General features: G+C 70.9%; 23 protein-coding genes. 12 read left to right on the top strand and 11 right to left on the bottom strand.

Going from position 1 to position 25,849, the window contains the following annotated elements; all coding sequences use genetic code 11:
• Positions 1-101 precede the first annotated feature (101 nt).
• The gene (locus IWX63_RS04950; protein ID WP_199277257.1) at positions 102-287 is read right to left on the bottom strand and encodes an HYR domain-containing protein; all 186 of its coding nucleotides are present in this window, start codon (positions 285-287) and stop codon (positions 102-104) included.
• Here IWX63_RS04950 and IWX63_RS04945 point away from each other — a divergent pair.
• From IWX63_RS04945 to IWX63_RS04935, 3 genes are all read left to right on the top strand, one after another.
• Positions 268-552: a substrate-binding domain-containing protein gene (locus IWX63_RS04945; RefSeq protein ID WP_334685644.1), complete on the top strand. Its 285-nt coding sequence runs from the start codon at positions 268-270 to the stop codon at positions 550-552. The two genes, IWX63_RS04950 and IWX63_RS04945, sit on opposite strands and share 20 nt — an antisense overlap.
• A 99-nt stretch (positions 553-651) precedes the next feature.
• Positions 652-1,842 carry a xylose isomerase gene (xylA, locus tag IWX63_RS04940; RefSeq protein ID WP_199277053.1) on the top strand — a complete coding sequence of 397 codons (1,191 nt, stop codon included), beginning with the start codon at positions 652-654 and terminating at the stop codon, positions 1,840-1,842.
• Between the two features lie 3 nt (positions 1,843-1,845).
• Positions 1,846-3,342: a xylulokinase gene (locus tag IWX63_RS04935; RefSeq protein ID WP_199277052.1), complete on the top strand. Its 1,497-nt coding sequence runs from the start codon at positions 1,846-1,848 to the stop codon at positions 3,340-3,342.
• 196 nt (positions 3,343-3,538) lie between these two features.
• On the opposite strand, the gene IWX63_RS04930 is transcribed toward IWX63_RS04935, so the two are convergent.
• From IWX63_RS04930 to IWX63_RS04915, 5 genes are all read right to left on the bottom strand, one after another.
• Complete coding sequence (locus IWX63_RS04930; protein WP_334685674.1) at positions 3,539-4,063, bottom strand: GAF and ANTAR domain-containing protein; 525 nt, start codon at positions 4,061-4,063, stop codon at positions 3,539-3,541.
• Positions 4,064-4,168: 105 nt separating this feature from the next.
• Complete coding sequence (locus tag IWX63_RS16730) at positions 4,169-4,291, bottom strand: hypothetical protein (protein WP_334685643.1); 123 nt, start codon at positions 4,289-4,291, stop codon at positions 4,169-4,171.
• Positions 4,292-4,394: 103 nt separating this feature from the next.
• Entirely contained in the window at positions 4,395-6,125 is a 1,731-nt protein-coding gene (locus IWX63_RS04925) for an alpha/beta fold hydrolase (protein ID WP_199277051.1), read from the bottom strand.
• A 37-nt stretch (positions 6,126-6,162) separates the two neighbouring features.
• Complete coding sequence (locus IWX63_RS04920; protein ID WP_199277050.1) at positions 6,163-7,269, bottom strand: fatty acid desaturase family protein; 1,107 nt, start codon at positions 7,267-7,269, stop codon at positions 6,163-6,165.
• 148 nt (positions 7,270-7,417) lie between these two features.
• Entirely contained in the window at positions 7,418-7,720 is a 303-nt protein-coding gene (locus IWX63_RS04915; RefSeq protein WP_199277049.1) for a hypothetical protein, read from the bottom strand.
• Between the two features lie 192 nt (positions 7,721-7,912).
• Here IWX63_RS04915 and IWX63_RS04910 point away from each other — a divergent pair, with 192 nt between their 5' ends.
• The 3 genes from IWX63_RS04910 to IWX63_RS04900 all read left to right on the top strand — a co-directional run bounded on the left by IWX63_RS04910 (position 7,913) and on the right by IWX63_RS04900 (position 10,381).
• Positions 7,913-8,641 carry a TetR/AcrR family transcriptional regulator C-terminal domain-containing protein gene (locus tag IWX63_RS04910; protein WP_199277048.1) on the top strand — a complete coding sequence of 243 codons (729 nt, stop codon included), beginning with the start codon at positions 7,913-7,915 and terminating at the stop codon, positions 8,639-8,641.
• Between the two features lie 113 nt (positions 8,642-8,754).
• Positions 8,755-9,009, top strand: coding sequence for a hypothetical protein (locus IWX63_RS04905; protein WP_199277047.1), 255 nt, complete (start codon positions 8,755-8,757; stop codon positions 9,007-9,009).
• Positions 9,010-9,238: 229 nt separating this feature from the next.
• Complete coding sequence (locus IWX63_RS04900) at positions 9,239-10,381, top strand: ROK family transcriptional regulator (protein ID WP_334685642.1); 1,143 nt, start codon at positions 9,239-9,241, stop codon at positions 10,379-10,381.
• Positions 10,382-10,488: 107 nt separating this feature from the next.
• On the opposite strand, the gene IWX63_RS04895 is transcribed toward IWX63_RS04900, so the two are convergent.
• Positions 10,489-10,725, bottom strand: coding sequence for a DUF3073 domain-containing protein (locus tag IWX63_RS04895; protein WP_199277046.1), 237 nt, complete (start codon positions 10,723-10,725; stop codon positions 10,489-10,491).
• 305 nt (positions 10,726-11,030) lie between these two features.
• On the opposite strand from IWX63_RS04895, the gene IWX63_RS04890 reads away from it, so the two are divergent.
• Entirely contained in the window at positions 11,031-12,026 is a 996-nt protein-coding gene (locus tag IWX63_RS04890; RefSeq protein ID WP_199277045.1) for a septum formation family protein, read from the top strand.
• Between the two features lie 85 nt (positions 12,027-12,111).
• Here IWX63_RS04890 and clpB read toward each other — a convergent pair whose 3' ends face one another.
• Entirely contained in the window at positions 12,112-14,736 is a 2,625-nt protein-coding gene (gene clpB / locus IWX63_RS04885) for an ATP-dependent chaperone ClpB (RefSeq protein WP_199277044.1), read from the bottom strand.
• 197 nt (positions 14,737-14,933) lie between these two features.
• Here clpB and IWX63_RS04880 point away from each other — a divergent pair, with 197 nt between their 5' ends.
• The 3 genes from IWX63_RS04880 (at position 14,934) to IWX63_RS04870 (ending at position 20,343) form a co-directional block, all read left to right on the top strand.
• Positions 14,934-16,547: a phospholipase D family protein gene (locus tag IWX63_RS04880; protein ID WP_199277043.1), complete on the top strand. Its 1,614-nt coding sequence runs from the start codon at positions 14,934-14,936 to the stop codon at positions 16,545-16,547.
• 164 nt (positions 16,548-16,711) lie between these two features.
• Positions 16,712-18,715: a penicillin-binding transpeptidase domain-containing protein gene (locus IWX63_RS04875; protein ID WP_199277042.1), complete on the top strand. Its 2,004-nt coding sequence runs from the start codon at positions 16,712-16,714 to the stop codon at positions 18,713-18,715.
• A gap of 140 nt (positions 18,716-18,855) precedes the next feature.
• Positions 18,856-20,343, top strand: coding sequence for a flotillin family protein (locus IWX63_RS04870; protein ID WP_199277041.1), 1,488 nt, complete (start codon positions 18,856-18,858; stop codon positions 20,341-20,343).
• Between the two features lie 96 nt (positions 20,344-20,439).
• Here IWX63_RS04870 and IWX63_RS04865 read toward each other — a convergent pair whose 3' ends face one another.
• Positions 20,440-20,841 (bottom strand): YccF domain-containing protein, encoded by a 402-nt coding sequence (locus tag IWX63_RS04865; RefSeq protein ID WP_199277040.1) that lies wholly within the window; start codon positions 20,839-20,841, stop codon positions 20,440-20,442.
• Between the two features lie 96 nt (positions 20,842-20,937).
• Positions 20,938-22,626, bottom strand: coding sequence for a DEAD/DEAH box helicase (locus IWX63_RS04860; RefSeq protein ID WP_199277039.1), 1,689 nt, complete (start codon positions 22,624-22,626; stop codon positions 20,938-20,940).
• Between the two features lie 353 nt (positions 22,627-22,979).
• On the opposite strand from IWX63_RS04860, the gene trmB reads away from it, so the two are divergent.
• Positions 22,980-23,858, top strand: a complete 879-nt coding sequence (trmB, locus tag IWX63_RS04855) for a tRNA (guanosine(46)-N7)-methyltransferase TrmB (protein ID WP_199277038.1) — start codon at positions 22,980-22,982, stop codon at positions 23,856-23,858.
• Between the two features lie 32 nt (positions 23,859-23,890).
• Positions 23,891-24,922, top strand: a complete 1,032-nt coding sequence (locus IWX63_RS04850) for a DUF695 domain-containing protein (RefSeq protein ID WP_199277037.1) — start codon at positions 23,891-23,893, stop codon at positions 24,920-24,922.
• Between the two features lie 224 nt (positions 24,923-25,146).
• Here the strand turns inward: IWX63_RS04850 and IWX63_RS04845 are convergent, their stop codons facing one another.
• Positions 25,147-25,830 (bottom strand): SDR family NAD(P)-dependent oxidoreductase, encoded by a 684-nt coding sequence (locus IWX63_RS04845; RefSeq protein WP_199277036.1) that lies wholly within the window; start codon positions 25,828-25,830, stop codon positions 25,147-25,149.
• Positions 25,831-25,849 lie beyond the last annotated feature (19 nt).

Below are 25,849 nucleotides of genomic sequence, written 5' to 3'. Positions count from 1 at the left end.
GGATCCGCCCACCCAGTCGCCGAACCCGGCGGGCATCCGCGTCGGTGCCCACCGGGCAGACCACCTGAGTGGGCACGTGCGACCCCCGCGACCGCGGAACGTCAGGGCATCCCGGGCTGCTTGCGGATCACGACGACGTCGAACGAGCTGGTCCGGGTGTTCCCGGCCCTGTCCGTCGTCGTGCACGTGACCGTGGTGGTACCGATGACGAGCCGGGTGCCCGGCGCCGGATCGCAATCCAGCGGGACCGCGCCGTCAAGGGTGTCGATGGCCGACGGCAGCTGCACATCACCTTCCCGCCGCTGGCGGCTCGGCCCCGCCGTCGGACTGCGCATCCCGGACGACCTCAGCGTGATCGGCTTCGACGACCTCCCCGAGGCGGGCTGGGCCTCACCTCCCCTGACGACCGTCCGCCGGCCCCTCTCCGAGATGGGGAGCCTCGCAGCCCGCACGCTCGTCCGCCTCATCCGCGGCGAGGCGGTCGAGAGTCCGCGGATCGAGCTCTCGACGCGGCTCGTCCAGCGGGCGAGTGTTCGCGCCCTGCATCCGTAGGGCGCCCGGGAAGGCGCGACTTTTCGCTTGACTCTGGGCTCGAACCTAATATGTTTGTAACGGCAACATACTGGTCACACACCCTTCCTGGAGCACTCAATGGCGATCGAGCCCACACGCGATGACAAATTCTCCTTCGGCCTCTGGACGGTGGGCTGGGAAGCCCAGGACCAGTTCGGCTCCGCGACCCGTGCGCCCCTCGACGTCGTCGAGGCCGTCGATCGCCTGAGCGACCTCGGCGCGTACGGCATCACCTTCCACGACGACGATCTCTTCCCCTTCGGCTCGAGCGCCGGTGAGCGGCAGACGCAGATCGACCGCCTCAAGGGCGCCCTCGACTCCACGGGACTGATCGTCCCCATGGTGACGACGAACCTGTTCAGCCACCCGGTGTTCAAGGACGGCGGCTTCACCAGCAACGACCGCGGCGTGCGCCGCTTCGCCCTCCGCAAGGTGCTCGACAACATCGATCTGGCCGCCGAGCTCGGCGCAAGGACGTTCGTCATGTGGGGCGGCCGGGAAGGCAGCGAGTACGACGCCGCCAAGGACATCCGCGGCGCCCTCGAGCGCTACCGCGAGGCCGTGAACCTGCTCGGCGACTACGTCACCGACAAGGGCTACGACATCCGCTTCGCGATCGAGCCCAAGCCGAACGAACCGCGCGGCGACATCCTGCTGCCCACGCTCGGGCACGCGATGGCCTTCATCGAGACCCTCGAGCGCCCCGAACTGGTGGGCATCAACCCCGAGACCGGCCACGAGCAGATGGCGGGCCTGAACTTCACCCACGGCATCGCCCAGGCCCTTTACCAGGGCAAGCTGTTCCACATCGACCTCAACGGCCAGCGCAGCATCAAGTTCGACCAGGACCTCGTGTTCGGCCACGGCGACCTGCAGAACGCGTTCTCGCTCGTCGACCTGCTGGAGAACGGCGGCCCCACGGGCGGCCCGTCCTACGAGGGACCGCGCCACTTCGACTACAAGCCGAGCCGCACCGAGGACATGGACGGCGTGTGGGATTCCGCGGCCGCGAACATGCAGACCTACCTGCTGCTCAAGGAGCGCGCGGCGGCGTTCCGCGCGGACCCCGAGGTCCAGGCGGCCCTCACGGCGTCCCGCGTGTCCGAGATCAACGAGCCCACGCTCAACGAGGGCGAGGGCTATGAGGCCCTGCGCGCGGACCGCGCCTCCTACGAGGACTTCGACGCGGACGCCTACTTCAACGGCAAGGGCTTCGGATTCGTGAAGCTGCAGCAGCTCTTCATCGAGCACCTGCTAGGGGCCCGCTGACCCATGGCACTCGTTGCCGGCGTCGACTCGTCGACGCAGAGCTGCAAGGTCGTCGTCCTCGACTCCGTGACCGGCGTGGAGGTCCGCACCGGGCGTGCGCTCCACCCGGAGGGCACGGAGGTGGACCCGGAGGCCTGGTGGCAGGCGCTGCGCGCCGCGCTGGAGGCGGCGGACGGCCTGGGGGACGACGTCGATGCGCTTGCCATCGCAGGCCAGCAGCACGGGATGGTGCTCCTCGGCCGTGACGGGAGGGTCCTCCGCGACGCCCTGCTGTGGAACGACACCCGGTCCGCGGATGCCGCCCGGGACCTGATCGGCGAACTCGGGCTCGGGGAGATCGTCGCCCGGACCGGGTCCGCGCCCGTGGCGTCCTTCACCGGTGCCAAGGTGCGATGGGTGCGCGACGCCGAGCCCGACGTGGTTCCGGCCATCGCCGCGGTGGCACTCCCCCACGACTGGCTGACCTGGCGACTGCGCGGGTTCGGCCCGGAGGGTGAGTCGCCGCTCGGACCGGTGCTCGAGGAACTGGTGACCGACCGCTCGGATGCGAGCGGCACCGGCTACTGGAGCCCCGCGGCGGACGCCTACGACCTCGCGCTGTTCGAGCACGTGCTCGGTCGCCCGGGCCGTGAATCCGATCCGGGCCGGGAGGCGCGCGGGGTCGGAGAGGCCGGCCCGGACGCGGTCATCCTTCCCCGCGTGCTCGGCGCGGATCAGGCCGCAGGCGAGGTCCACCCCTCCGCCACCGCCTCCGGTGACCGGCGCATCGTGCTCGGCGCGGGCGCCGGTGACAACGCGGGAGCCGCCCTCGGGCTCGGCGCGGAGGAGGGCGACGTCGTCGTGTCCCTCGGCACCAGCGGCACGGTCTTCGCCGTCACCTCCGACGCCGTCGCGGATGCCGGCGGGACCGTCGCGGGCTTCGCCGATGCCAGCGGGCTGTTCCTGCCGCTGGTGGCCACCCTCAACGCGGCGCGCGTCCTGTCCTCGGTGGCGGGGATCCTCGGAGTGGACCATGATGGCCTCGCCGACCTGGCCCGGACCGCCGGGCCGGGCTCGGACGGCGTGGTCCTCGTCCCCTACTTCGAGGGAGAGCGCACACCCAACCTCCCGACGGCGAAGGCCAGCTTCCACAACCTCAGTATCGCCTCCGCCACGCGGCAGAACCTCGCCCGCGCGGCGATCGAGGGCATGCTGTGCGGGCTGGCCGACGCCCTGGACGCGGTGCGTGCCACGGGCGGTCGACCGCGCCACCTGCTGCTGATCGGCGGCGCCGCCCAGAACGCGGCCGTTCAGGAGGTGGCGGCGCAGGTGTTCGATCTGCCCGTGCGCATCCCGGCACCCGGTGAATACGTGGCGCGGGGCGCGGCGGTCCAGGCCACCTGGGTCCTGACCGGTTCCCGGCCGTCCTGGACGCTGGACACCGTGGAGGACCGTGCCGTCGATCATCGGCCGGTCATCCGCGAGCAGTACCGGGAAACCGTGGGGCCCCTGCGGTTCTGAGGTCCCCGAACGACGGGAGGCACCACCCGGCCGGGTGGTGCCTCCCGCTGTCTGCGGTGATAGTGGTCTGCTACCCGCCGGCGGGGTGGCCGACGCCCACCCCGCCCGGCATCCGGGCGCAGCGTGAGGGGCTCCTAGCGCGCGTTCTTCTTCCCGGGGAGTTCACCGCTGGTGATGAGGTGGTCGGCGACGTCCCTCAGCTTGATGTTGCTCCGCTGGCTGGCCATCGACAGCACGAAGAACGCCTGGTCCCCGGTGACCTTGTGCCCTCCATGAGGATGCCCTTGGCCTGGCCGATGACGTCCCTGGAATCGACGGCCGCATGCAGCTGCTGGGTCTTCTCGGCTTCGGCGAAGGCGACAGCGGCATGGGAGGCGACCAGCAGGCCCACGTTCTCCGACTCGTCCGTGAACGCGTTCGCCTCGTACGAGTAGAGGTTCAGCGCCCCGAGGTCATCGCCTTCGACCCACAACTGGATGGACAGCATCCCCTTGGCACCGGCCTCGGTGGCACGCTGCGCGAAGAGCGGCCACCGCTCCTCGGCCGCCATGTCCGGCACCCGGACGGTCCGGTGCTCGTACGCCGCTTCCAGGCACGGGCCCTCCCCGGTCTCCATCTGCAGCGCATCGATGCGTTCCGGAAGATGTCCCGATGCGCCACGTGACCCGACATTCTTCCGTCCCAGGACGACGCTGACCGACCCCTCGTCAGCGCCCGGGATGAGCTCCAGGGCCCCGTGGACCAGCCCTGCCAGGACGGCGTCCGCATCCGGCTCCCCCTGCAGCGACTGGGCCAGTTCTGCCAGTTCGGCTGCCAGGTCGTTCGTCTACTCTTCACCCTCGTGGTGTGCCGACGGCCTGCCCCGACCCCCGTTGGGGCCCTCGCCCGTCGCGTCACCCTCGCCGGCCGTCGGATCCTCGCGGACGCGGCCTTCATTGTGCTCAGTCATAGGAATCATCGTGTCAGACGGTGACGGACCACACCTATCATCTGCAGTCCCTGCCGATCCGGTCGGCCCGCACCGTGCACGTGGTACAGGCGGTCCGTCCGGATCACGCGGTCCGGCGACGCCGAAGGAAGCCGGCGACGGCGGTCGCCACGGCGCCGGCGGCGCTGTGATGCGCGGCGTGGGGTGCGCCGTCGATGGCGGCCGACTCGCCCCGCTGTGCGGTGCGGGCGAGCCTCTCCGACCAGTCGGCGCCGGCGACGACATCGCGCGAACCGCGCAGGACGAGCACGGGCTGTTCCACGCGGGGCAACCGGTCCTCGAGCGGATAGCTCATCGCCAGCTTGAGCTGGGCGACATACCACCGGGGACCGCACCGGAGGACGTCCAGGAACTGCACCATGCTCAGCAGCGGCTTCTCGAAGATGGAGTTGACGCCCAACCTCAGGGCCTGCTGGTGGGCGGTGCGGTGTTCGGCGTCGATGGCCGCGCCGATCAGCACGAGGTGGGAGACGAGGTCCGGGCGTTCGATGGCCAGTTCCGTCGCACTCTGCGCACCCATGGAGTGCCCGACGACGACGCAGGATGACGCCCCGGCTTCGTCGAGGAGCTTCCCGACGAGATCCGCTGTCCCCTCGTTGGTCGTCGCATGCGCCGGCCGCCTCGTCCACCCGTAACCCGGGAGGTCGATGAGGTGCACCTCGCCGTAGGCGGAGAGGAGGGCGCCCAACCGGCGGAAGTACCGGTGGGACATGCCGATCCCATGGATCAGGACGAAGACCGGCGCGGGAGCCCCGCCCTCGGGCTCGATACGGTCGGCGGCCGAGCCGTGGCCGCCGAGGTAGGAGCGGCACTGCCGGTCCCGTACCGTGACGCTCCGCATCTCGACGACCTCTTCGGACGCGTGCGGCCCTGACGGGTAGGTCCTCGAGGAGCGGTTGAGGTAGGTGGGCGCCGAACGCAGCGGCGCGGGCTCTCCCACGTGCCGGGGAGCGAGGGTCTGCACGGGCCCCTGGAACTTCCCCCCGCGATCAGGAAGGGACTCGAGAATGGCATCCGCGATGTCGACGGCGCCTCCGCGGTGCGCCGCATGCGGCCGGCCGGCCAGTTCGACCAGGCGGCCGTCCCGTGCCGAGGAGCTGAGCTTCCGGCACCAGTCATGGCCGGAGATGATGTCGCGGGTACCCCGGACGACCAGGACGGGGCAGGTGACCAGGGGCAGCCTGGCGTCGAGGCTGTAGCCGAGCATGACGGGCAGTTCCTTCAGGTACCAACGGATCCCGCATTCGGCGTACGCCGTTCCGACCATCAGATTGGTGACGGGGGGTTCGACGAGGGAGTCCGCGACGAGCATGAAGGCGTGCTTGACCGGGGACCTGCGAGCCGTGTCGGTGACAGGACCGACCAGCACGAGCCGGGAGACGAGATCGGGCCGGCTGATGGCGAGCTCGGTCACGAACTGCGCGCCCATCGAATGGCCGATCACCACGCACCCCTGCGCGCCCTCCTCGTCCAGCGTCCGTGCGATGACGGCGGCGTAGGCGTCGACGCCGAGCTGGTGGTCCGGGGACGGCGTCCGGCCGAAGCCGGGAAGGTCCAGGACGAGGGTGTCACCGTGCTCGATGAGCGTGTGCTGCAGCTCGCCGAAGTAGCGGTGGGACATCCCGAGCCCGTGCACCATCACGAAGAGCTGCCGCGAAGATCCGGGTTCCGGTGCCCGCCGGGCACGATGCACGCGACAGGACAGCTCCTCGCCCACCGGCAGGTCGGGGATCGCTGCTGCGCCGTCAGCAGGGCTGTCATCGGCGGTGTCATCGGCGGTGGCGGTGGTATGCATTCGGTTCACAGTGTCCCAACGGGTCCGGATCGGTGGCTCAGGGGCGGCGGTAGCGGGTGAGGATGGGGCAGTCGAAGGGGTCGCGGGCGGCGAGGCCGACGCGGTTGAGGTAGGTGATGACGGCGGTGTAGGAGGCGGTGACGCCGACCTCGGTGTAGGGGACGCGGAGGCGTTCGCAGTGCTCTTTGACGATGATCGAGGCCCGGCGGAGGTGGGGTCGGGGCATGTCGGGGAAGAGGTGGTGTTCGATCTGGAAGTTCAGTCCGCCGTAGGCGTTGTTGATGAAGGTTCCGCCGCGGATGTTGCGGGAGGTGAGGACCTGTTTCTGGAAGAAGTCCAGGGTGCTGTCCCGGGGCAGGACGGGCATGCCTTTGTGGTTGGGGGCGAAGCTGGCGCCCATGTAGAGGCCGAAGACGGCCATTTGCACGCCGAGGAACGCGAGGGCCATGCCGGGGGGCAGGAACCAGAAGAGGATGCCGAGGTAGGCGCCGAAGCGGGTGGCCAGGAGGGCGAGTTCGATCCAGCGGCCGGTGATGGTGCGGCGGGCGAAGAGGGTGGCGATGGAGCGGGCGTGGAGGTTGATGCCTTCGAGGGTGAGCAGGGGGAAGAAGAGGTAGCCCTGGCGGCGGGTGATCCAGGCGTGGAGTCCGCGGGCCTGGGCGGCGTCTTCTTCGAGGAAGGAGATGGTGTCGACGTCGATGTCGGGGTCTTTGCCGCGGGTGTTGGGGTCGTTGTGGTGGCGGGTGTGTTTGTCCATCCACCAGGCGTAGCTGATGCCGACGATGCCGGCGGCGAGGATCCGTCCGGACCAGTCGTTCGCGCTGCGGGTGGCGAAGATCTGGCGGTGGGATGCTTCGTGGGCGAGGAAGGCGACCTGGGTCAGGACGATGCCCAGGACGGCGGCGATGAGGAGTTGGAACCAGGTGTCGCCCAGGAGCGCGAAGCCGGTCCAGGCCGCGCCCATGGCCAGGGTCAGGGCCGCGAAGACCGTGAGGTAGAAGCGCCGTCGCCGGTTCAGCAGCCCTTCCTTGCGGACCTGCTTCAGCAGCACCGAGTAGGACGCCACCACATCATTGGGCCGGGAAAGACGAACCGTACGCGACGCTGCGGCAGGTGTGGAGGGCGGTGCGGCGAGATCGCTCATGAAGGTCCTTGGCGGTCGTGATGGGTAGTGGGTGGGTCAGTGTCGCTGGTGGCGCTGACCGGTGGCCGTCAGGATCGAGCGGGCAGGGGCGCGGGATACAGGTCATCCCCGTGCCGGAGGATTCCAGGCACGGGGATGACGATGCGGGCTATGCGTTGTAGTGCTCGCGGCTTCCGGACTTCGCCAGTCCGCGGGCCACCATGTAGCCGATGGTCAGGTACGTGATCAGCTGCATGGCATCACGGCCGTCGAAGATGTCATCGCCGCCGCCGTCGCCGTTACCCACCATCACCGAGGTGATGACCGTCGCGATGACCATCGCGACGTAGGCGAACAACTCGGTGGTCTTGGTCGAGGCCTTCGTCTCGGTCGAGCGGCGGTTCTCCACCGCGTGGTCGCCGGTGACGTTGTTGTTGGAATGGGTGTTGCTGTGCGCAGTGCTATTAGCCAAGAAATTCTCCTGAAACGTAAGGGGGCCGCTCTACGGCGATGGATGCCCTGATCGGGCTCGTCCATGGATGTGTGAGCTGGAAGGATCCGCAGTGTCCTCTACGACCGCTCTACACCGTAGACACTATGGTGTAGAGTCCAAATTAGCAAGACGGCTTACTAATGCCGCATCAGGGAACAGGTGTTCAGGATCGTGACGAGGCAGGACAGCAGTCCCGGCGAAGAGGCCGCGGGTGGAAGCCCCACGCGTGGACCCCTGAGCCGCGACCTCGTCCTGCGGACCGCTATCCAGCTGGTGGACGAGGACGGACTCGAGGCCCTGTCGATGCGGCACCTCGCTGCGAGGCTCGGCCGGGATCCGATGGCCCTGTACCGGTACTCGACCAACCGTGAGTCACTGCTGGACGGGCTCGCCGAACTGCTGCTGGACCAGTGGGCCATCCCCGTGGCGGGCAGCGGCGGCGGGGCGTGGCTGGACCAGCTTCGCCGGGCAGCCCACGACTTCCGTCATCTGGCCCTCCAGCATCCGCATCTCATCCCCCTGTTGGTGACGCGCCCCCTGTCCACACCCCTGGGGCTGCGGCCGCTCGGCGCGCTCAGGCCACTCGAGCGGATCCTTGCCATCCTCCGCGAAGCCGGTTTCGATCCGGCCGGCGCCCTGCACGCGTACCGCGCCTATTACGGCTTCCTCATGGGACACCTCATCAATGAGCTCGAGGAGTTCGTGGTCAACGCCGACGAGGACGAGATCGGTCTGCGCCTGGGTCTGCACAGGCTCCCCAGGAAGGACTTCCCCAACCTGCGCGACCTCGCGGCGGTCCTGCTGGACTACGACGGCGAGGCCGAACTCGACCAGGGCATGACCATCATCCTCCACGGCCTGGAGGCGCAACTCCAGGACTCGCCAGTGACCCCCGCCTAACGGTAAGCTTACTTACAACAAGTGTCCGCCCGGGGCTATTCCGGTTCCCCGGGGGTGTTTTCAAGAGCACAGACATGGCCCATTTCCCGGTCGCAGCCCGAGCAGGCACCCGAATGACCGCACAGACCCAGCAGCACAGCACTTGGCTCGCAGCACATCACGCGGATCTTCTTGCCCGCGACCTCTGGCTCCACTACTTCAGCATCGGCGGCTACCTCACGGAGTTCGAGCTGGACGCCTACCTGCACGGCATGCTCCCGCTCCCTCAGGGCGAGCGCAACACCGTCGCACTGGCCCTCAACGAACTGATCGATGATCTCCCCCGGCGGCCCCGGGCCGACTACGTGCAGGCCTGGTCCTCGGACTAGAGCCGAACCCCGCGGGCGCAGCGCACTGCGGAGGCCACGGGAGCCTGCCGTGAGCACCACCCGGGCCCGCGGCATCCTCGCGCCATGCGCCGGACGATGACCGGGCGACGGCCTGGTTCCATCCCGAGGCACCCCTGCGGCGGGGGCTGGATACGATAAGGGCGAGGCAAGGCGCAGGAGGCTCCTGCAGGACGAAGGAGAACCCGAGGCTGTGCGGTCACTACCCGGTGTGGCGAACGGTACCGAGGGCCTGCGCGCACAGAACCTCTCACAGATCCTCACGATGGTCCACCGCGGCGGCCCGCTGTCCCGCGCGGAACTCACCCGGCGCAGCGGCTTCAACCGCTCCACGGTGGGCGCCCTGGTGTCGGCGCTCTCCGCGAAGAACCTCGTCCGCGAGACGGAACCGGCCGTCGGCGGTCGGGTGGGCCGTCCGAGCCCCATCGTGCAGGCGAACCCGGCAATAGCGGTGATCGCCGTCAACCCCGACATCGATGCGCTGACCGTCGGCGTCGTCGGGCTGGGCGGCCACGTCCATGCGAGGATCCGCCGCGAGACCCGGGGCATCCCCTCGCTCGAGGACGCGGTCGGGCTCACGCGCGAGATCGTGGCAGGCCTCCGACCCACCGTGGCCGGGCTCGACCGGGTGCTCGGCGTCGGCATCGCGCTGCCCGGGCTCGTCAACGCGGGCACGGGGCGGGTGCTCGTCGCGCCGCACCTCGGCTGGCACGACGTCGACCTCACGGGCCCCTTCGGCGCCGCCCTCGGCCTGCCGGTCGTGGCCGCGAACGACGCGTCCCTCGGATCGCTCGCGGAGAGCATCTTCGGCGCGGCGCTCGGCGTCGACGACGCCGTCTACCTCAACGGCAGCGCGAGCGGCATCGGCGGCGGCATCGTGAGCGGGGGTGCGCAGCTGGTCGGCAGCCGCGGGTACGGCGGGGAGCTGGGCCATACGCTCGTCAGCCCGGGCGGCCGGGCCTGCCACTGCGGGCGTTCGGGCTGCCTCGACGCCGAGGCCCGCCTCGAGCGGCTGCTCGGGGCGGCAGGCCTGGACGGCGGGGGCATCGAGGCCCTCGAACGTGTGCTGTCGGGCACCCCGCCCGAGGCCGTCCGGGTGGAGGCCGAACGGCAGCTGGACCTGCTCGCCGTGGCCCTCACGGACTTCGTCAACATCTTCGACCCGGGACTGATCGTCCTGGGCGGGTTCCTCGGATCGCTCGTCGGCTTCCGGGGCGACCGGCTCGCCGAGATCGTCAATGCGGGCTCGCTGGCCGGCCGCGTGACCGTGCGGCGCGCGACGCTGGGACCGGAGCTCCTGCTCGTCGGCGCCGCAGAGCTGGCCTTCCAGCCCCTCCTCGCCTCGCCGGCCTGAAGCGTGCCGCCGTCCGGGCATGCAGAACGACGCACCGTCCCCGAAGGGGCGATGCGCCGTGTGGTTCACGATTCGCCGTCCGGCCCGAAGAGGACCGGCCGGCCGGGTCAGCCGGTGCGGCGTGAGCCGTTCTCCTCGCCGTCGTCGAGTTCGTCGGCGTACTTGTCCGCATACTCCGAGTAGTCCGGTTCGACCGGCTCGAGCGGTTCGGTACGTCGGGTGGATGCACGACTACCCGGGCCTGTGAGCTCTCGCTGCAGTGCCGAATAATCAGTGGCCGGACTGAAATACTTCATGTCCCTGGCCTGCTTGGTAGCTTTTGCCTTTTGACGGCCGCGCCCCATGGCGTGACCCCCTTTGTGCGTCGATCCGGAAATGTCACTGGGGCACGAGGCCCAAGGCTGCAGCGAGGCCCCGGAGTATTTGGTCGTTTTGTCGTAAGTATAGGTTACATGTTTTCGGGGGCACCCGAGTGCGCGGGCCCTCGGGTCCCGCCGAACACCCCCGACCGCGGGGGCGCAGGCCGTGGCACAGGATTTCCGCGGGACGGTCTCTTCGCAGGCGTTCTTGGATAGAGTCGACTCGACGTCGGAGCGCCGGCCATGGTAGCGACCATGCGGCACCAGGATCGCAAGGAGACAGCAACCCCATGAGCAACGAGGAGCAGGTGCCGGCGGATCCCAGTCACGAGCCCGGGCCGGACGGCGCCGGGGAACCCGAAGGCGCCGACGTGCTCGACCCCGACACCGTGGTCCTCGACGACCCGGACATCTCCGCCGAGGCGCTGGAGCCCGAGCTGACCGTATCCCCGGACACCCTGGACCTCGAGGAACCCGCCCTCGAACCGGCGCAGATCAGCCCCGAGGTCGCGGAGGCTGCGTCGCTCGACGATGCCGCAGCCGAAGCCCGCGCCGTGGCCGCCGCGGCCGAGGAGGCGAGGACCCTGGTGGGCGGCCCCCTGCCGCCCGGCGCCCCGGTCGCCATGCCACCGGGCGAACACGCCGTCACGCCCGCGGGGGCGGCCTCCGTCGATCCGGTGGATGTCGCGGCGGACAGGACCGGGGAGGCGGCCGCCGCCCCACCGGGCGAATACGCCGTCACGCCCGCGGGGTGGGTCCCGACGACGCCGGGTGGCGAACCGGCGTCCGAGGCACACCCCAAGCGGGACCGGACCCGGTCCAGGAGCGGCTTCGTCCCGCTCCTGCTGGTCGCCGGCGGCGCCGTCGTGCTGCTCGGGCTCGTCGCCTGGCTGCTCCTCTCGCTGTTCGGAGGATCGGAGGACGAGGGACGCGTGGACCCGTCGTCGCTCGCGGCCGGGGACTGCCTGGCCGAGTTCACGGACATCACGGAGGAGGCCGTCCTGGTCGACTGCTCGGAGCCGCACAACGCGCAGCTCGTGGCGAGCGAGGACTACGCCGACGACGCCGAGTTCCCGGGTCGCGACCAGCTGGGCCTCCGCGCCGAGGCGGCATGCGCCGCGGCCTCCGCCGGCATCGACCCGGACGTCGTCACGGAGGACCTCCAGGTCACGCTCCTGCGCGCCACGCCCACGGAGGGGACCTGGGCGGACGGGGACCGCCGCGTGGACTGCTTCGCGGTCGTCGAGGACGGCGGTCCCGTCAGCCACAGCCTGCTGGACCCCTGAGGGGAGCCGGCAGGACACAGCAGCACCGGGGCACACCGCAGCACCGGCGGACGTACCCCGTGCGCATGACCCGCAGCGGCCCCGGTCAGCGGGCGGCGTACACCAGCAGGCCACCGGCGTCGGGCCCGGTCTCGCCGAGGGCGTCCACATCGGGCGCGGGACGGTCGACGTGGACGGTGTCGCCGTCGACGATCTCCCCGGCGAGGATACCCCTCGCCAGCCTGTCGCCGATCTCGCGCTGCACGAGCCGGCGGAGGGGGCGGGCGCCGTACGCCGGGTCGAACCCGGTGAGGGCCAGCCATTCGCCCGCCGCCGCACTGACGTCGAGTTCGAGCCGGCGGTCGTGCAGCCGGTCCCCGAGGGCCCTGACCTGGAGGTCGACGATCCTGGAGAGGTCATCCAGGCTCAGCGGATCGAAGACCACGACGTCGTCGAGCCGGTTCAGGAACTCGGGCCGGAAGTTCGCGTTCACCGCGGACATCACGGCGGCGCGCTTCGCGGCGTCGTCGAGGGACGGGTCGACGAGGAACTGCGAACCGAGGTTGGACGTCAGCACGAGGATGGTGTTCCGGAAATCGACGGTCCGGCCCTGGCCGTCGGTCAGCCGGCCGTCGTCGAGCACCTGCAGCAGCAGGTCGAACACCTCCGGGTGCGCCTTCTCGACCTCGTCCAGCAGCACCACGCTGTACGGGCGGCGCCGGACGGCTTCGGTGAGCTGGCCGCCCTCCTCGTAGCCGACATAGCCGGGAGGGGCACCGACGAGGCGGGCCACCGAGTGCTTCTCCGAGTACTCGGACATGTCGATCCGGATCATGGCCCGCTCGTCGTCGAACAGGAAGTCCGCGAGCGCCTTCGCGAGCTCGGTCTTGCCCACGCCCGTGGGGCCCAGGAACAGGAAGGACCCCGTGGGGCGGTTCGGGTCCGAGACCCCGGCCCGGGCGCGCCGGACGGCGTCGGACACCGCGGACACCGCCCGCTTCTGACCGATCAGCCGCGCCCCGATGACCTCCTCCATGGCGAGGAGCTTCTCGCTCTCGCCCTGCAGCATGCGCCCGGCCGGGATGCCCGTCCAGGCGGAGATGACCTCGGCGATGTCGTTCGCCGTGACCTCCTCGGCGACCATCAGCTCGGGGGCGTTCGCGGTCTGCTCCTCGGCGGCCTGCGCTTCGCGCAGCTCGCGCTCCACACGCGGGATCTCGCCGTAGAGGATGCGCGACGCCGTCTCGAGGTCCCCCTCGCGCTGGGCGCGGTCCGCCTGCGAGCGCAGCTCGTCGAGGGAGGCCTTCAGGTCACCCACGCGGTTCAGTCCCGCCTTCTCCGCCTCCCACCGGGAGTTCAGGGCATCGAGTTCCTCCTGGCGGTCGGCCATCTCCGCCCGCAGGGCGTGCAGCCGCTCGAGGGACGCCTCGTCCTTCTCGCGGGAGAGGGCCATCTCCTCCATGTGCTTGCGCTCGAGGGACCGGCGCAGCTCGTCGATCTCCACGGGCGCCGAGTCGATCTCCATGCGCAGGTGCGAGGCGGCCTCGTCCACGAGGTCGATCGCCTTGTCCGGGAGCTGACGGCCGGGGATGTACCGGTGGGAGAGGGTGGCTGCGGCGACGAGCGCGGAGTCAGCGATGGAGACCTTGTGGTGGGCCTCGTAGCGCTGCTTCAGCCCGCGCAGGATGCCGATGGTGTCCGCCACGGACGGCTCGCCCACGTAGACCTGTTGGAACCGGCGTTCCAGCGCCGGGTCCTTCTCGACGTTTTCGCGGTACTCGTCCAGCGTCGTCGCGCCGATCAGCCGGAGTTCACCCCGCGCCAGCATGGGCTTGAGCATGTTGCCGGCGTCCATCGAACCCTCGGACGCCCCGGCCCCCACCACGGTGTGGAGCTCGTCGATGAAGGTCACCACCTGGCCGTTGGAGCCCTTGATCTCCTCGAGCACGGCCTTCAGGCGCTCCTCGAACTCGCCCCGGTACTTGGCGCCCGCGATCATGGACCCGAGGTCCAGGCTGATGAGCCGCTTCCCCCGGAGCGATTCGGGGACGTCACCCGCGACCATGCGCTGCGCGAGCCCCTCGACGACGGCGGTCTTGCCGACGCCGGGCTCACCGATGAGGACGGGGTTGTTCTTGGTGCGGCGGCTGAGCACCTGCACCACGCGGCGGATCTCGGCGTCGCGGCCGATGACCGGGTCGAGCTTCCCGCTGCGCGCCACCTCGGTCAGGTCGACGCCGAACTTCTCGAGCGCCTGGAAGGTGTTCTCGGGATCCGGCGTCGTCACGCGCCGGTCGCCCCGCACGCCGGGCAGCTCCGCGGCGAGGGCCTCACGGGTGAGCCCGACGGACCGCAGGATGCCGCCCGCCGCTCCCCCGTCGGCCGCCAGGGCCAGCAGGAGGTGTTCGGTGGACACGAACTGGTCCCCGAGCGTCTCCGCCTCCTGCTGGGCGGCGCTGACGACCTGCAGTGCACCGCGCGAGAACTGCGGCTGCGCCACGGAGGAGCCCGACGACGACGGCAGGGCCTTGATCGCGGAACTCGCCTGGACGCTCACTGTGTCGGGATCCGCGCCTGCCGCCCGCAGCAGGGCGACGGCGATGCCGTCCCGCTGGTCGAGCAGCGCCTTGAGGAAATGCGGCGCCTCGATCTGGGCGTTGCCCGCCGTGGATGCGTTCATCGCAGCGGCTGACAACACCTCACGGCTCTTGGTGGTGAAGTTGGTATCCACGCGCGGTTCCCTTCCGGTCTGGGTGCAGATCCTGGTGACGCCTTGAGTGTACTCGACTCAACTTTCGGCGTCGCCCCCCCCCCCCCCGATCCAGGGGGGCAGGACGACGCGGGTCGCGCACGGGCCGGCGTCTTCGTACGCTGACTCTGGAGACCGGACACCACCGGCCTTGCCCCGGGCCCCCGAAGGAGCATCGAGTGGACGGTGACGTCGAGAGCTGGTTCCTGAGCCGTGCCGAACGGGGGAGTCCGGCGTCGGACGTGCAGGCGGGTGATGCAGGGTCGCCGTCCTGGTCCGAGGGCAACCTCGTGCGGCCCCTGATCCATGGAGCGACCTACTTCGCCCGACTGCACGAGGAACTGACGGCCCTGCAGGCGGGAGACCGCGTGTGGTTCACCGACTGGCGCGGCGACGGCGACGAGCGGCTGACGGAGGACGGCCCGTCGATCGGCGGGCTGCTCGCGGGTCTGGCCCGTGCGGGAGTGGAGGTGCGGGGCCTGATCTGGCGATCCCACGGCGAGCGCGTGTCGGCTCCGATCAGCGGCCGGTCCAACGAGCTCCTGAGTCGCCAGGTCAACGACGCAGGCGGCGAGGTGCTCCTGGATCAGCGTGTACGCCTCTTCGGCTCCCACCACCAGAAACTCTTCGTCATCCGCCGTCGTGACGACCCGTCGCGTGACGTCGCGTTCGTCGGCGGGATCGACCTCTCCCACAGCAGGCGGGACGACGCCGACCACGCAGGAGACCCGCAAGCGGTGGCGATGGATCCCCGGTACGGGAAACGGCCCCCCTGGCACGATGCCGCCCTCGAGCTCCGCGGGCCCGTCGTGGCGGATGTCCTCGAGCTGTTCGCTGAACGGTGGAACGACCCGCATCCCCTGGACCATCGCACGCCGTACCGGATGCTGCTGCATCGCCTGGCCCGCATGCCACGGCACCCCCAGCCGCTTCCGGAGGCTGCTCCGCCGCCACCACCGGCAGGCCCCCACGCCGTGCAGCTGCTCCGTACCTACGGCGTCAGGCACCCCCCGTTCCCCTTCGCGCCCGACGGCGACCGGAGCATCGCCCGCGGCTACGCGAAGGCCTTCTCCCGGGCCCGCTCACTGATCTACATCGAGGACCAGTACCTGTGGTCGACGGAAGTCGCTGCCGGCATCGCCAGGGCACTGGAGCAGAACCCCGACCTGACGGTGATCGCCGTGGTGCCCCGGTACCCGGACTCCGACGGCTTCTTCGGAGGTCCGCCCAGGCGGATCGGGCAACTGCGCGCCATGCGGACACTCCACCGGGCCGCGCCCGGCAGGGTCGGCGTGTTCGACCTGGAGAACAGCTCCGGGACGCCGATCTACGTCCACGCCAAGATCTGCATCATCGACGACGACTGGTTCGCCTGCGGCTCGGACAACTTCAACCGCCGATCCTGGACCACGGACAGCGAACTCACCTGCGCCGTACTCGACACCACTGACGGCACGTCGGCACCGACCCGCACGGACGCCGGACAGGAGCCCCACCGTCCGCTGGCCCGCGAGTTCCGGCTCCAGCTCTGGGCCGAACACCTGGGCCTGGAGCAGGACGACCCACGCCTCCAGGACCCGGCAGCCGGGCTCGAGCTGTGGAACACCACCGCCGACGCGTTGGACCGATGGCATGACACGGGCCGCCGCGCGTCCCGTCCAGCCGGGCAGGTACGGCACCACATCCCCGAACCGGTGCCGCCCCTCCACCGTCTCTGGGCCGATCCGCTCAGCCGTTTCGTCCTGGATCCCGACGGCCGCCCCCGCCGATCACGCGGCACGACGGAGTTCTAGGCAGGTCAGCGGCCGCCGACCACTGCCGGACCCGGCGCCGGGACTCCGCGTCCGTCCCCCATCGCCCGGGACGCGTCGTCCCTCCGATCAGGGCGCGTGCGCCCCACCCGGCGCGCCGGTCAGGTCAGCGGGGCCTTGCGGGCTCCTCGGACATAATGGGCCGTATGGGGAAACTGCAGCGTGCCACGTCCGTCCTGACCACCGTCGCCCTCGCCCTCACGCTCGCGGCCTGCACCGACGACCGCCCGACGGCCGAGGACGCCGCCGGCACACTCGCCGAGGGGCTCGCCCGGCTCGACGTCGGACAGTCCGCCTTCACCGCCGCGCAGCCCGCCGAGGTGACCGCCCAGCTCGCCGCCATCACGGAGGGCTTCGCCCCGGAACCGCCGCAGGTCACCGTGGCCGGCGTCGAGGAGACCGGCGAGGACACGGCGACGGCGACGCTGGAGTACGCGTGGGACCTCGATGCGACCGACGAGGACTGGACGTACACCACGACGGCGGACCTCACGCGCGTCGAGGACGCCTGGCAGGCAGCCTGGGATCCCGGCGTCTTCGTCCCCGACCTCCTGCCGGAGGAGAAGCTCACCCTGACGCGCGTCCCCGGGGACCGCGGCGACATCACGGGCGCGAACGGCGCGATCATCGTCACGCAGCGGCCCGTCGTCCGCGTGGGCATCGACAAGACCCTGGTCCCCGAGGCGCAGCAGGCCGCCTCCGCGCGCGCCCTGGCGACACTGCTGGAACTCGATCCCGCGGGCTACGAGGAACAGGTGACCACGGCCGGCGCGGAAGCCTTCGTGGTGGCCCTCGTGCTGCGCGACGACGCCACCCGGACCGTCACCGACGCGCAGATCGACGCCGTCCCGGGAGCACTCCGCCAGGCGGACACGCTCGAGCTCGCGCCCACCCGCACCTTCGCCCGGGAGCTGCTCGGCGGCGTCGGGGAGGCCACCGCGGAGCTCGTCGAGCAGTCCGACGGCGCCATCCGGGCCGGGGACACCACCGGGCTCGCCGGACTGCAGCTGCAGCACAACTCCCGCCTCGCCGGCACCCCGGGCCTGTCCGTCGACGCGGTACCCGTGGGGGATGCGCCGACGGCACCCCGGAACCTCTTCACCACGGCACCCGTGGACGGCGAGGACCTCGCCACCACCCTCGACCCCCGGCTCCAGGCACTCGGCGAGGAGGTCCTCGCGGACGAGCCCTCGGCGTCGTCCATCGTGGCCATCCGTCCCAGCACGGGCGAGATCCTCGCCGCCGCCAACGGGCCGGGCAGCGAGGGCCTGCAGACGGCGCTGCTCGGGCAGTACCCGCCGGGATCGACGTTCAAGATCGCCACGAGCCTCGCACTGCTGCGCACGGGTTTCACCCCCGAGACACCGACCGAGTGCAGCGAGGAGGTCGTGGTGGACGGCCGGACATTCACCAATGCCAGCACCTATCCCGCCCGGTTCGTCGGCACCATCCCCCTCCTCGAGACCTTCGCGCAGTCCTGCAACACCGGGTTCATCGCGGCACGGGACGAGATCAGCCAGGCCGAACTGGAGAGCGCCGCCGCCGACCTCGGCATCGGCGTCGAGGCGAGCATCGGGACGCCCGCCTTCTTCGGCTCCGTGCCCGCCGAGGCCGAGGGCACCGCCCACGCCGCCGCGATGATCGGCCAGGGCGACGTCCTCGTCTCGCCCCTCTCGCTCGCCACCATGGCGGCGTCCGTCGGCGCCGGCGCCCGCGTCACCCCCACACTCCTCGCGCCCGGGGAATCCACCGCACTCGATCCCGGCTCCGAGAGCGCGGCGTCCTCCCAGCAGCCCACCGACGACGCCACCGCCCCGTCCGCCACCGCGGGGGCGTCCCCGACCGCGGCCCCCTCGGACCCGGCGGAGCCGAGTGCCTTCACGGCCGCGGAGTCCGCGACGCTGAAGACGCTCATGGGCGCCGTCGTCGCCCAGGGCGGCGTGCAGCTGCTGCGGGATGTCCCGGGCGCACCCGTCCTGGCGAAGACCGGTACGGCCGAGTTCGGCAGCGAGACTCCCCCGCGCACCCACGCCTGGGTCGTCGCCCTGCAGGGAGACCTCGCCGTTGCCGTCTTCGTCGAGGAGGGCGAGCTGGGCTCCACCTCCGGCGGGCCGCTCATGCAGGCGTTCCTCACCGGAGCCGCCACCTAGAACCATCGGCCGCAGCGAGCGGCCCATCCGCTTCGATGACATGGGGGTCAGATCAGCACAGTGCACGCAACAGCTTGATCACGCTCCGGCGCGCACACGCTGCGCCGGAGCTTCTTCGAAGACCATTGAAAGGGTCGCAAGTGGATCTCACGTTCATCCCGCTCATCATCGGCGCGGTGGTACTCCTCGTCCTCGTCATCGCCGCCATCGTGCTCGCCCGGATGGCGCTGCACATCGCCAGCCCGGACCAGGCACTCATCATCTCGTCCAAGGACAGCAAGGGGCAGCCCGATCCGGACAGCCAGCGGGTCGTCTTCGGCCGCATCTTCATCAACCCGTTCTCCCAGCGGGCCTACCCGCTGTCCCTGGCCTCCCGGCAGGTGTCCCTCCGCATCGAGGGCATCTCGAAGAACGGCATCAAACTCCACCTGACCGGCGTCGCGCAGGTCAAGGTGGGCGGCGACGCCGACGCCGTCCGCAAGGCTGCCCAGCGCTTCCTCAACCAGCAGGACGCCATCGACCACTACACGCAGGAGACGCTGTCCGGTTCGCTGCGCTCCATCGTGGGCACCCTGACCGTCGAATCGATCATCCGGGACCGCGCCACCTTCGCCAAGAGCGTGAAGGAGGAGGCGGAGCACTCCATGCACAACCAGGGCCTGGAGATCGACACCTTCCAGATCCAGTCCGTGGACGACGACTCCGGGTACCTGAAGAACCTCGGCCGGCCCGAGGCGGCCCTCGCCGAACGCAACGCGAAGATCGCCGAGGCGCGGTCCATGCAGGAGTCGGAGCAGGCGCGCGCCCTGTCCGACGAGCAGGTGGCCCTCGCGCAGCAGCAGCTGATCATCCGCCGCGCGGAGCTCAAGGAGGAGGCCGACGCCCGCCAGGCGCGGGCCGACGCGTCCGGCCCGCTCGCCCAGGCGGAACAGCAGGAGCAGGTCATCATGCGCGAGCAGCAGGTGGCGCAGCGGCGTTCGGAGCTGCGCGAGCGCGAGCTCGACACCGAGGTGCGCAAGCCCGCCGACGCCGAGAAGTACCGCCTCATCCAGCAGGCCGACGCGAAGCTCGAGGAGCGCCGTCGTGCCTCCGAGGCGAGCGAGATCGAGGCCCGCGTGGACCTCGCGCGCCGCAAGCTCGTCGCCGAGGGTGACCGTGTGGCCGCGGAGGCCGACGCCGCCGCGAACACCGCGCGCGGTACCGCGGAGGCGTCCATCAGCGAGGCCAAGGGCCGTGCCGATGCCGCCGTCATCGCGTCCCGCGGCGACGCGGAGGCCGGGTCCGCGGAGGCCCGCGGCAAGGCCGAGGCGGCCGGGATCGCCGCGCAGGCGGAGGCCTACGAGAAGTTCAACCAGGCCGCCATCCTGTCGAAGGTCCTCGAGGTCCTGCCCGCGATGGCCCGCGAGATCGCGGCGCCGATGTCCGCGATCGACACCATGACCGTGGTCTCCACCGACGGCGCGAGCCAGCTCAGCCGGAACGTCTCGAACGGGGTCCACCAGACCACGCAGATGGTGAAGGACACCACCGGGCTCGACATCATCGCGCTGCTCGGCGACCTGCTGAAGAACGCGGACAAGCCCGGGCAGAACGGGGCAGCGGTCCACAGCTCCGCCACGTCCGACTAGCGCAGGAAGAGGCCGCCACCGGGGATCCGGCGGCGGCCTCTCAGCAGGTCGTCTGCAGGTCGTCTGCTGGACGTCTGCGGGTCGGTCGGGGTGAGGTCAGCGGTACGTCTGCAGCGAGGTTCCCTGCGACGGGACGATGACCTTGCCGAGCGGTGCCAGCGACACCGGGATCAGCTTGAGGTTCGCGATGCCCAGCGGGATGCCGATGATGCTCACGAACATCGGGATGGCCGTGATCACGTGGCCGATGGCGATCCAGATCCCGGCGACCAGCAGCCAGATCACGTTCCCGATCGCGGACCACGCTCCCACGCGCCCGCCCCGGTTCACGATGGTCTGGCCGAACGGCCAGAGCGCGTAGACACCGATCCGGAAGGATGCGATACCGAAGGGGATGGTCACGATCAGCAGGCAGCAGATGACGCCCGCCGCGAAATAGCCGAGGGCGAGCCAGATGCCGCCGAAGAGGAGCCAGATGACGTTCAGGAGTGCGTTCATCCGGCCATTGTTCCCCACCCGGCGCACCCCTCGCACCACCCGGAACGCGTGAGGCCCCCCACCCGGACGGGTAGGGGGCCTCACGGATGCGTGGTGCTAGCGCGGGCGGCGGTCGTTCGACGCCGGGGCGCCGGCCCTGCGGGAGCCTCCGGCGCGGCGGGCGCCCTCGGACCGGGCGCCCTCGGGGCGCGCGGCCGACGACGGTGCGTGGCTGCCCTGGCCACCGGCCGCGGGAGCCCCCGCGGCGGTGCGGCGGACGGCGTCGCCGACGCGCTGGCCCGAGGCCGGACGGCGGCTGCGCGACGTCGTCTCCGAGGCCGTGCGGGGCTCCTCGGTGCGACGACGGGAACCTGTCTTCGCCGCGGCACCGGTGTCGGAGCCGAAGCGGGGTGCCTGCGGCTGGTCCTTGCGGCGCTCGGCGCGGTTGCCCTGGGCTGCCTGCGGATCAGCGCCGACGCGTCCCCGACCGCCACGGCCACCACGGCCACCTGCGGTCGGTGCTGCAGCACCACGGCGGGCGCGCTTGCGCTCGGCGTTCGCACCGGTAGACGTGCCCTCGCCGCGAGCGGCCTCACGGGAGACGAGGAGTGCAGCACGGGTGCGGGGGTCGATCTTCTCTGCGAGGTCCCCGGTCAGGGACAGGACCAGGGGCGAACTCGCCTTCACGTTCTCGAACGCGACGTCGACGCCCGCAGCCTTCATCAGCTTCTGCACCTCGGACTTCTGCTCGGGCAGCGTGATGGTGACCACGGTGCCCGACGAGCCGGCGCGGGCGGTACGGCCCGAACGGTGCAGGTACGCCTTGTGCTCCGTGGGCGGATCCACGTGGACCACGAGCTCGACGTCGTCGACGTGCACGCCGCGCGCGGCGACGTCGGTGGCGACGAGCACGCGCACGTCACCCGAGGAGAACTCCGCGAGGTTACGGTCGCGGGCGTTCTGCGACAGGTTGCCGTGCAGGTCGACGGCGGGGATCCCGGCGTCGGTGAGCGTCTTGGCGAGCTTCCGCGCGTGGTGCTTGGTGCGCATGAAGAGCAGGCGGCGGCCGGAACCGGAGGCGAGCTGGACGATCAGCTGCTTCTTCTGCGTCTGGTCGCCGATCAGCAGCACGTGGTGCTCCATGGTGGTGACCGCGGCCTGCGGGTCGTCGACCGAGTGCGTGACCGGGTTGGTCATGTAGCGGTTGACCACCTTGTCCACGCCGTTGTCCAGCGTCGCCGAGAACAGCAGGCGCTGGCCGTCGGCCGGGGTGGTGTCGAGCAGCTTCTTCACGACGGGGAGGAAGCCGAGGTCCGCCATGTGGTCGGCCTCGTCGAGGATGGTGATCTCCACGGACTCGAGCGTGATCAGCTTCTGCCGCATCAGGTCCTCGAGGCGCCCGGGGCAGGCGATGACGATGTCGACGCCGGCGCGCAGGGCCTTCTCCTGGCGCTGCTGGGAGACTCCGCCGTAGATGACGGTGGTGTTCAGGCCCAGTTCCTTCGCCAGGGGCTCGACCGTGGCGTTGATCTGGGTGGCGAGCTCACGCGTCGGAGCGAGGATCAGGGCCAGCGGGCGTCCGGGCTTGCGGCGGTAGGCCGCCTCCTGCTCGGCGAGGCGCGCGACCATGGGGAGCGCGAAGGCGAGGGTCTTGCCCGAGCCGGTGCGGCCGCGTCCGAGGACATCGCGCCCGGCGAGGGAGTCGGGGAGCGACTTGACCTGGATGGGGAAGGGTTCGGCGATTCCCTGCGCGGCGAGGTTCTCAACCAGCGCTTTGGGCACACCGAGGGCAGCAAAAGTAGTCATGTGAAGTACACGAACTTTCTTCTCATGTTCCCCGGCACCGGTCGGCGCAGGGGTTCGCCGAAGAAGAGTCAGACAGTGTCCACCGCGCTCACGATCGTGCGAGCTGGATGCGGGACAAAAGAATGCGTTCTATCGACGCAGGCTGCGCACTGTACCAAGTGGTGTTGTACTGGGTGGTGCTGTACTGGCTGACGTGGTCAGCCGTGCGCAGGCAAGTCCTTCGACTTTACCAGCAGGCGGGCCGGAATCCCGCATCGCCGTCCCGGCCGACGCCGCTCTCGGGGCCCGGTCCGCGGCCTCCCGTCCGGTTCCCGGGGCCCCGCGGCGACCCGCTGCCGGTAGCCTTGGGGGTGATGGATCCTCAAGTACAGACCCCCGATCAGCCGCACCGCACCCAGCCCGTGTCCTTCGTCCGGCGGGGCTCGCGCCTCCAGGGCAGGCGGCGCGAGGCCTGGGACGAACTGGCCGCGGCCTTCCTCCTGGATGTCCCGCGCGTCCACAACGCCGACACCTCGGTGGCCCCCGGCTTCGTGCTCGACGTCGAGGCCGCTTTCGGCCGGTCCGCGCCGCTCGTCGTCGAGGTCGGGTCGGGACTGGGCGAAGCCATCACCCACGCCGCCGAACTCGACCCGGACCGCGACCACCTGGCCCTCGAGGTGTACCGTCCCGGGCTCGCCCAGACCATGCTGCGCATCAGCCAGAAGGACCTGACGAACGTGCGGACCGCGCAGGTCGACGCGGCGGAGGCCTTCGCGGGGATGATCCCGGCGTCGTTCGTCGCCGAGCTCTGGACCTTCTTCCCCGACCCGTGGCACAAGGCCCGCCACCACAAGCGCCGGCTCGTGAAGGAGGACTACGTGGACCTCGCCGCCCGCGTCATCGCTCCCGGCGGGCTGTTCCGCCTCGCCACCGACTGGTCGAGCTACGCCGTGCAGATGCGCGCCGTCCTCGACGCGCACCCGCACTTCGAGAACCTGCACGACGGCGAGCGCAGCGGCGCGGACAGCCCGCTGACCCAGGTCTGGGAGAGCGGTGTGGAATCGGTGGTCGGCGGCGCGCCGGTGCGTGAAGGCCGCGATCCGGTGAGTACCGGGAACACGGGCGTCAACGAGGGAACGGACATGCTCGGCGGCTGGGCTCCCCGCTTCGAGGGCCGCCCCCTCACCAGCTTCGAGAACAAGGCGATCCAGGCCGGGCGCACGGTGTTCGACCTCGCCTACCGCCGCCGCTGAGCGGCCGCGGGCATCAGGGGGACGCAGGAGTGATGCGCATCTTCGGCCGCCGCAGGACCTCCGCGCGCCGGGCCGGCACGGACCCGATCGACGCCTTCTGGCGCTGGTGGGCCGACGACGGCGAGGACCTCCTGACCGACGCGACCCGGGCCGGGAACTTCGACGCCTACGTCGACGTCATGACGCGGCGCGTGAAGGCGATCGCGCGCGGCCTCGAATGGGAGACCCGGACAGGCACCGACGCCGAGCACACGCTCTGCGTCTCCAGCGGCGGCGACCCGTCGCTGCGTCCGGTGGCCGAGCGCTGGTTCCGGGCATCCCCGCCGCCCAGCCCCCGGTGGGACTTCGTGCCCGCCCGCAGCGCCAAGCCGGACATGCTGGAGTCGGCCATCACCTACCGCGGCCGGACCTTCGACCTCCGGCGGACCCGCGTGCATGCCGCCGTGACCCGCGCCGGCGACGGTTTCATCGTCTCGGTGTACAACCCGGGCTTCGCCGGGCAGTGGGACGACGAGTACGGGCTGTGCGTCCTGCTGCTCGAATGGCTGCTCGGCGAGGACGACGTGGAACGCTGGGTCCGCCGCGTGGACTGCATCGTCCACGACGTGGTGGACAGCATCCCTGCCGCGGAGCTGCCGGCCAGGGTCGCGGACCTCGCCCGCACCCTGCCCGCACCGGACTGGCTCCTGATGCAGGGGGCGCTCACGACGGGCGATCCGATCCTCGTGCGCGCCCTGCGCCCGCTGCGCTGGATCGACCATCCGCGCTTCGACCTCCACACGACGCTGCGGGTCCCGTTCGACGCCGACGAGCAGGGCCTCCCCCGCCCCGCGGCGTTCGACGCCCTCGACGCCCTCGAGGACGCACTCGTGGAAGCTCTCGGGATCCGCGGGATGCTGGTGGCCGCCGAGACGTCCAGGGGCGCGCGGACACTCCACTTCTACTCCGATTCGGAGGACCAGAACGGCAGGGACGTGCTCGACGCCGCGGCCCGCGAGCAGCGCACGGTCACCGCGCGGCACACGCTCGACCCCGGCTGGAAGAAGGTCCGGGACTTCGCCTGACCGCGCACACCGGCGGCCTCCGGCGTGGCCCGGGGTGCGGACCGCCGGGGACGCGCGGCAGTTGTTCCCCGTCTACGGTCCCTCCCGGCGGGCATGTCCGATCCTGCCCACCGGGAGGGGCCGCAGGATGGGCTGTGGGTCACGGGCGTGCGCGGGCCGGCAACGTCAGCGGGCCATCACGCAACCGGTGCGCTACCGGCCCCGTCGGTACGCGAGCGGCAGCGTCAGAACGACGACGACGGCAGGTCCCGCTCGCCGTCCCGGATCGCGGTGACGATGCGCTCGGCGACCGCCACCGGGTCCTTCCCCCGGGGCAGCTTCGGGGCCTCGCCCGCGATCGGCCGGGTGGCCAGGCCGGTCTCGGTGTGCGGCGGACGGACGTCGAGGATGCGCACGCCCTGCCGGCGCAGTTCCAGCGTCAGCGCCTTCCCGTACGCGCTGAGTCCTGCCTTCGTCGCCGAGTACGCGGCCATGCCCGCCGTCGGGCTCTCCGCCACGACGGCGCTGATCTGCGCCACGAAGGAATCCCTGGCGAGCCTCGGCCCGACCTCGCGCATGAGGCGCATGTAGCCGAGCAGGTTCACGAGCATGAGTTCGTCGAGGGTGTCGTCGTCGACCTCCATGGCCGATCCGAAGGCGACGACGCCGGCGGCGAACACGACACCGTTGAGCTCCCGTCCGTAGACGGCCGCAGCGATGTCGGCGGGCCCCGACGGTCTGCTGAGATCCGCGGCGACGGATCCGACGACGGCGTCCCCGAGCTCGTCGGCGAGGTTCGCCAGCTTCTCCCGGGAGCGGCCGGACAGCGTCAGCCTGGCGCCCTGGGCCGCGAGCTGCCGGGACAGTTCGGCCCCGAGGACCCCGGTGGCGCCGACGACGAGGACGTGGGAACCGCTCAGCTCAGTCATGGCCAGAGTCTAGCAACGC

Origin of the sequence: Arthrobacter sp. CAN_A2 (assembly GCF_015752045.1) — a bacterium.
Lineage (GTDB): Bacteria > Actinomycetota > Actinomycetes > Actinomycetales > Micrococcaceae > Arthrobacter_D.
Note: the sequence above shows the minus strand (reverse complement) of the source record. Positions and strands in the feature narration are given on the sequence as shown.

What these genes read in the sequence shown, in the direction of transcription:
- IWX63_RS04845 (WP_199277036.1), bottom strand. Translation starts at nt 25,830, where the DNA reads ATGACTGAGCTGAGCGGTTCCCACGTCCTCGTCGTCGGCGCCACCGGG.
- IWX63_RS04865 (WP_199277040.1), bottom strand. Translation starts at nt 20,841, where the DNA reads ATGAACGCACTCCTGAACGTCATCTGGCTCCTCTTCGGCGGCATCTGG.
- IWX63_RS04895 (WP_199277046.1), bottom strand. Translation starts at nt 10,725, where the DNA reads ATGGGGCGCGGCCGTCAAAAGGCAAAAGCTACCAAGCAGGCCAGGGAC.
- trmB (WP_199277038.1), top strand. Translation starts at nt 22,980, where the DNA reads ATGGATCCTCAAGTACAGACCCCCGATCAGCCGCACCGCACCCAGCCC.
- IWX63_RS04920 (WP_199277050.1), bottom strand. Translation starts at nt 7,269, where the DNA reads ATGAGCGATCTCGCCGCACCGCCCTCCACACCTGCCGCAGCGTCGCGT.
- IWX63_RS04890 (WP_199277045.1), top strand. Translation starts at nt 11,031, where the DNA reads ATGAGCAACGAGGAGCAGGTGCCGGCGGATCCCAGTCACGAGCCCGGG.
- IWX63_RS04850 (WP_199277037.1), top strand. Translation starts at nt 23,891, where the DNA reads ATGCGCATCTTCGGCCGCCGCAGGACCTCCGCGCGCCGGGCCGGCACG.
- IWX63_RS04935 (WP_199277052.1), top strand. Translation starts at nt 1,846, where the DNA reads ATGGCACTCGTTGCCGGCGTCGACTCGTCGACGCAGAGCTGCAAGGTC.
- IWX63_RS04905 (WP_199277047.1), top strand. Translation starts at nt 8,755, where the DNA reads ATGACCGCACAGACCCAGCAGCACAGCACTTGGCTCGCAGCACATCAC.
- IWX63_RS04925 (WP_199277051.1), bottom strand. Translation starts at nt 6,125, where the DNA reads ATGCATACCACCGCCACCGCCGATGACACCGCCGATGACAGCCCTGCT.
- IWX63_RS04860 (WP_199277039.1), bottom strand. Translation starts at nt 22,626, where the DNA reads ATGACTACTTTTGCTGCCCTCGGTGTGCCCAAAGCGCTGGTTGAGAAC.
- IWX63_RS04875 (WP_199277042.1), top strand. Translation starts at nt 16,712, where the DNA reads ATGGGGAAACTGCAGCGTGCCACGTCCGTCCTGACCACCGTCGCCCTC.
- xylA (WP_199277053.1), top strand. Translation starts at nt 652, where the DNA reads ATGGCGATCGAGCCCACACGCGATGACAAATTCTCCTTCGGCCTCTGG.
- IWX63_RS04945 (WP_334685644.1), top strand. Translation starts at nt 268, where the DNA reads ATGGCCGACGGCAGCTGCACATCACCTTCCCGCCGCTGGCGGCTCGGC.
- IWX63_RS16730 (WP_334685643.1), bottom strand. Translation starts at nt 4,291, where the DNA reads ATGACTGAGCACAATGAAGGCCGCGTCCGCGAGGATCCGACGGCCGGC.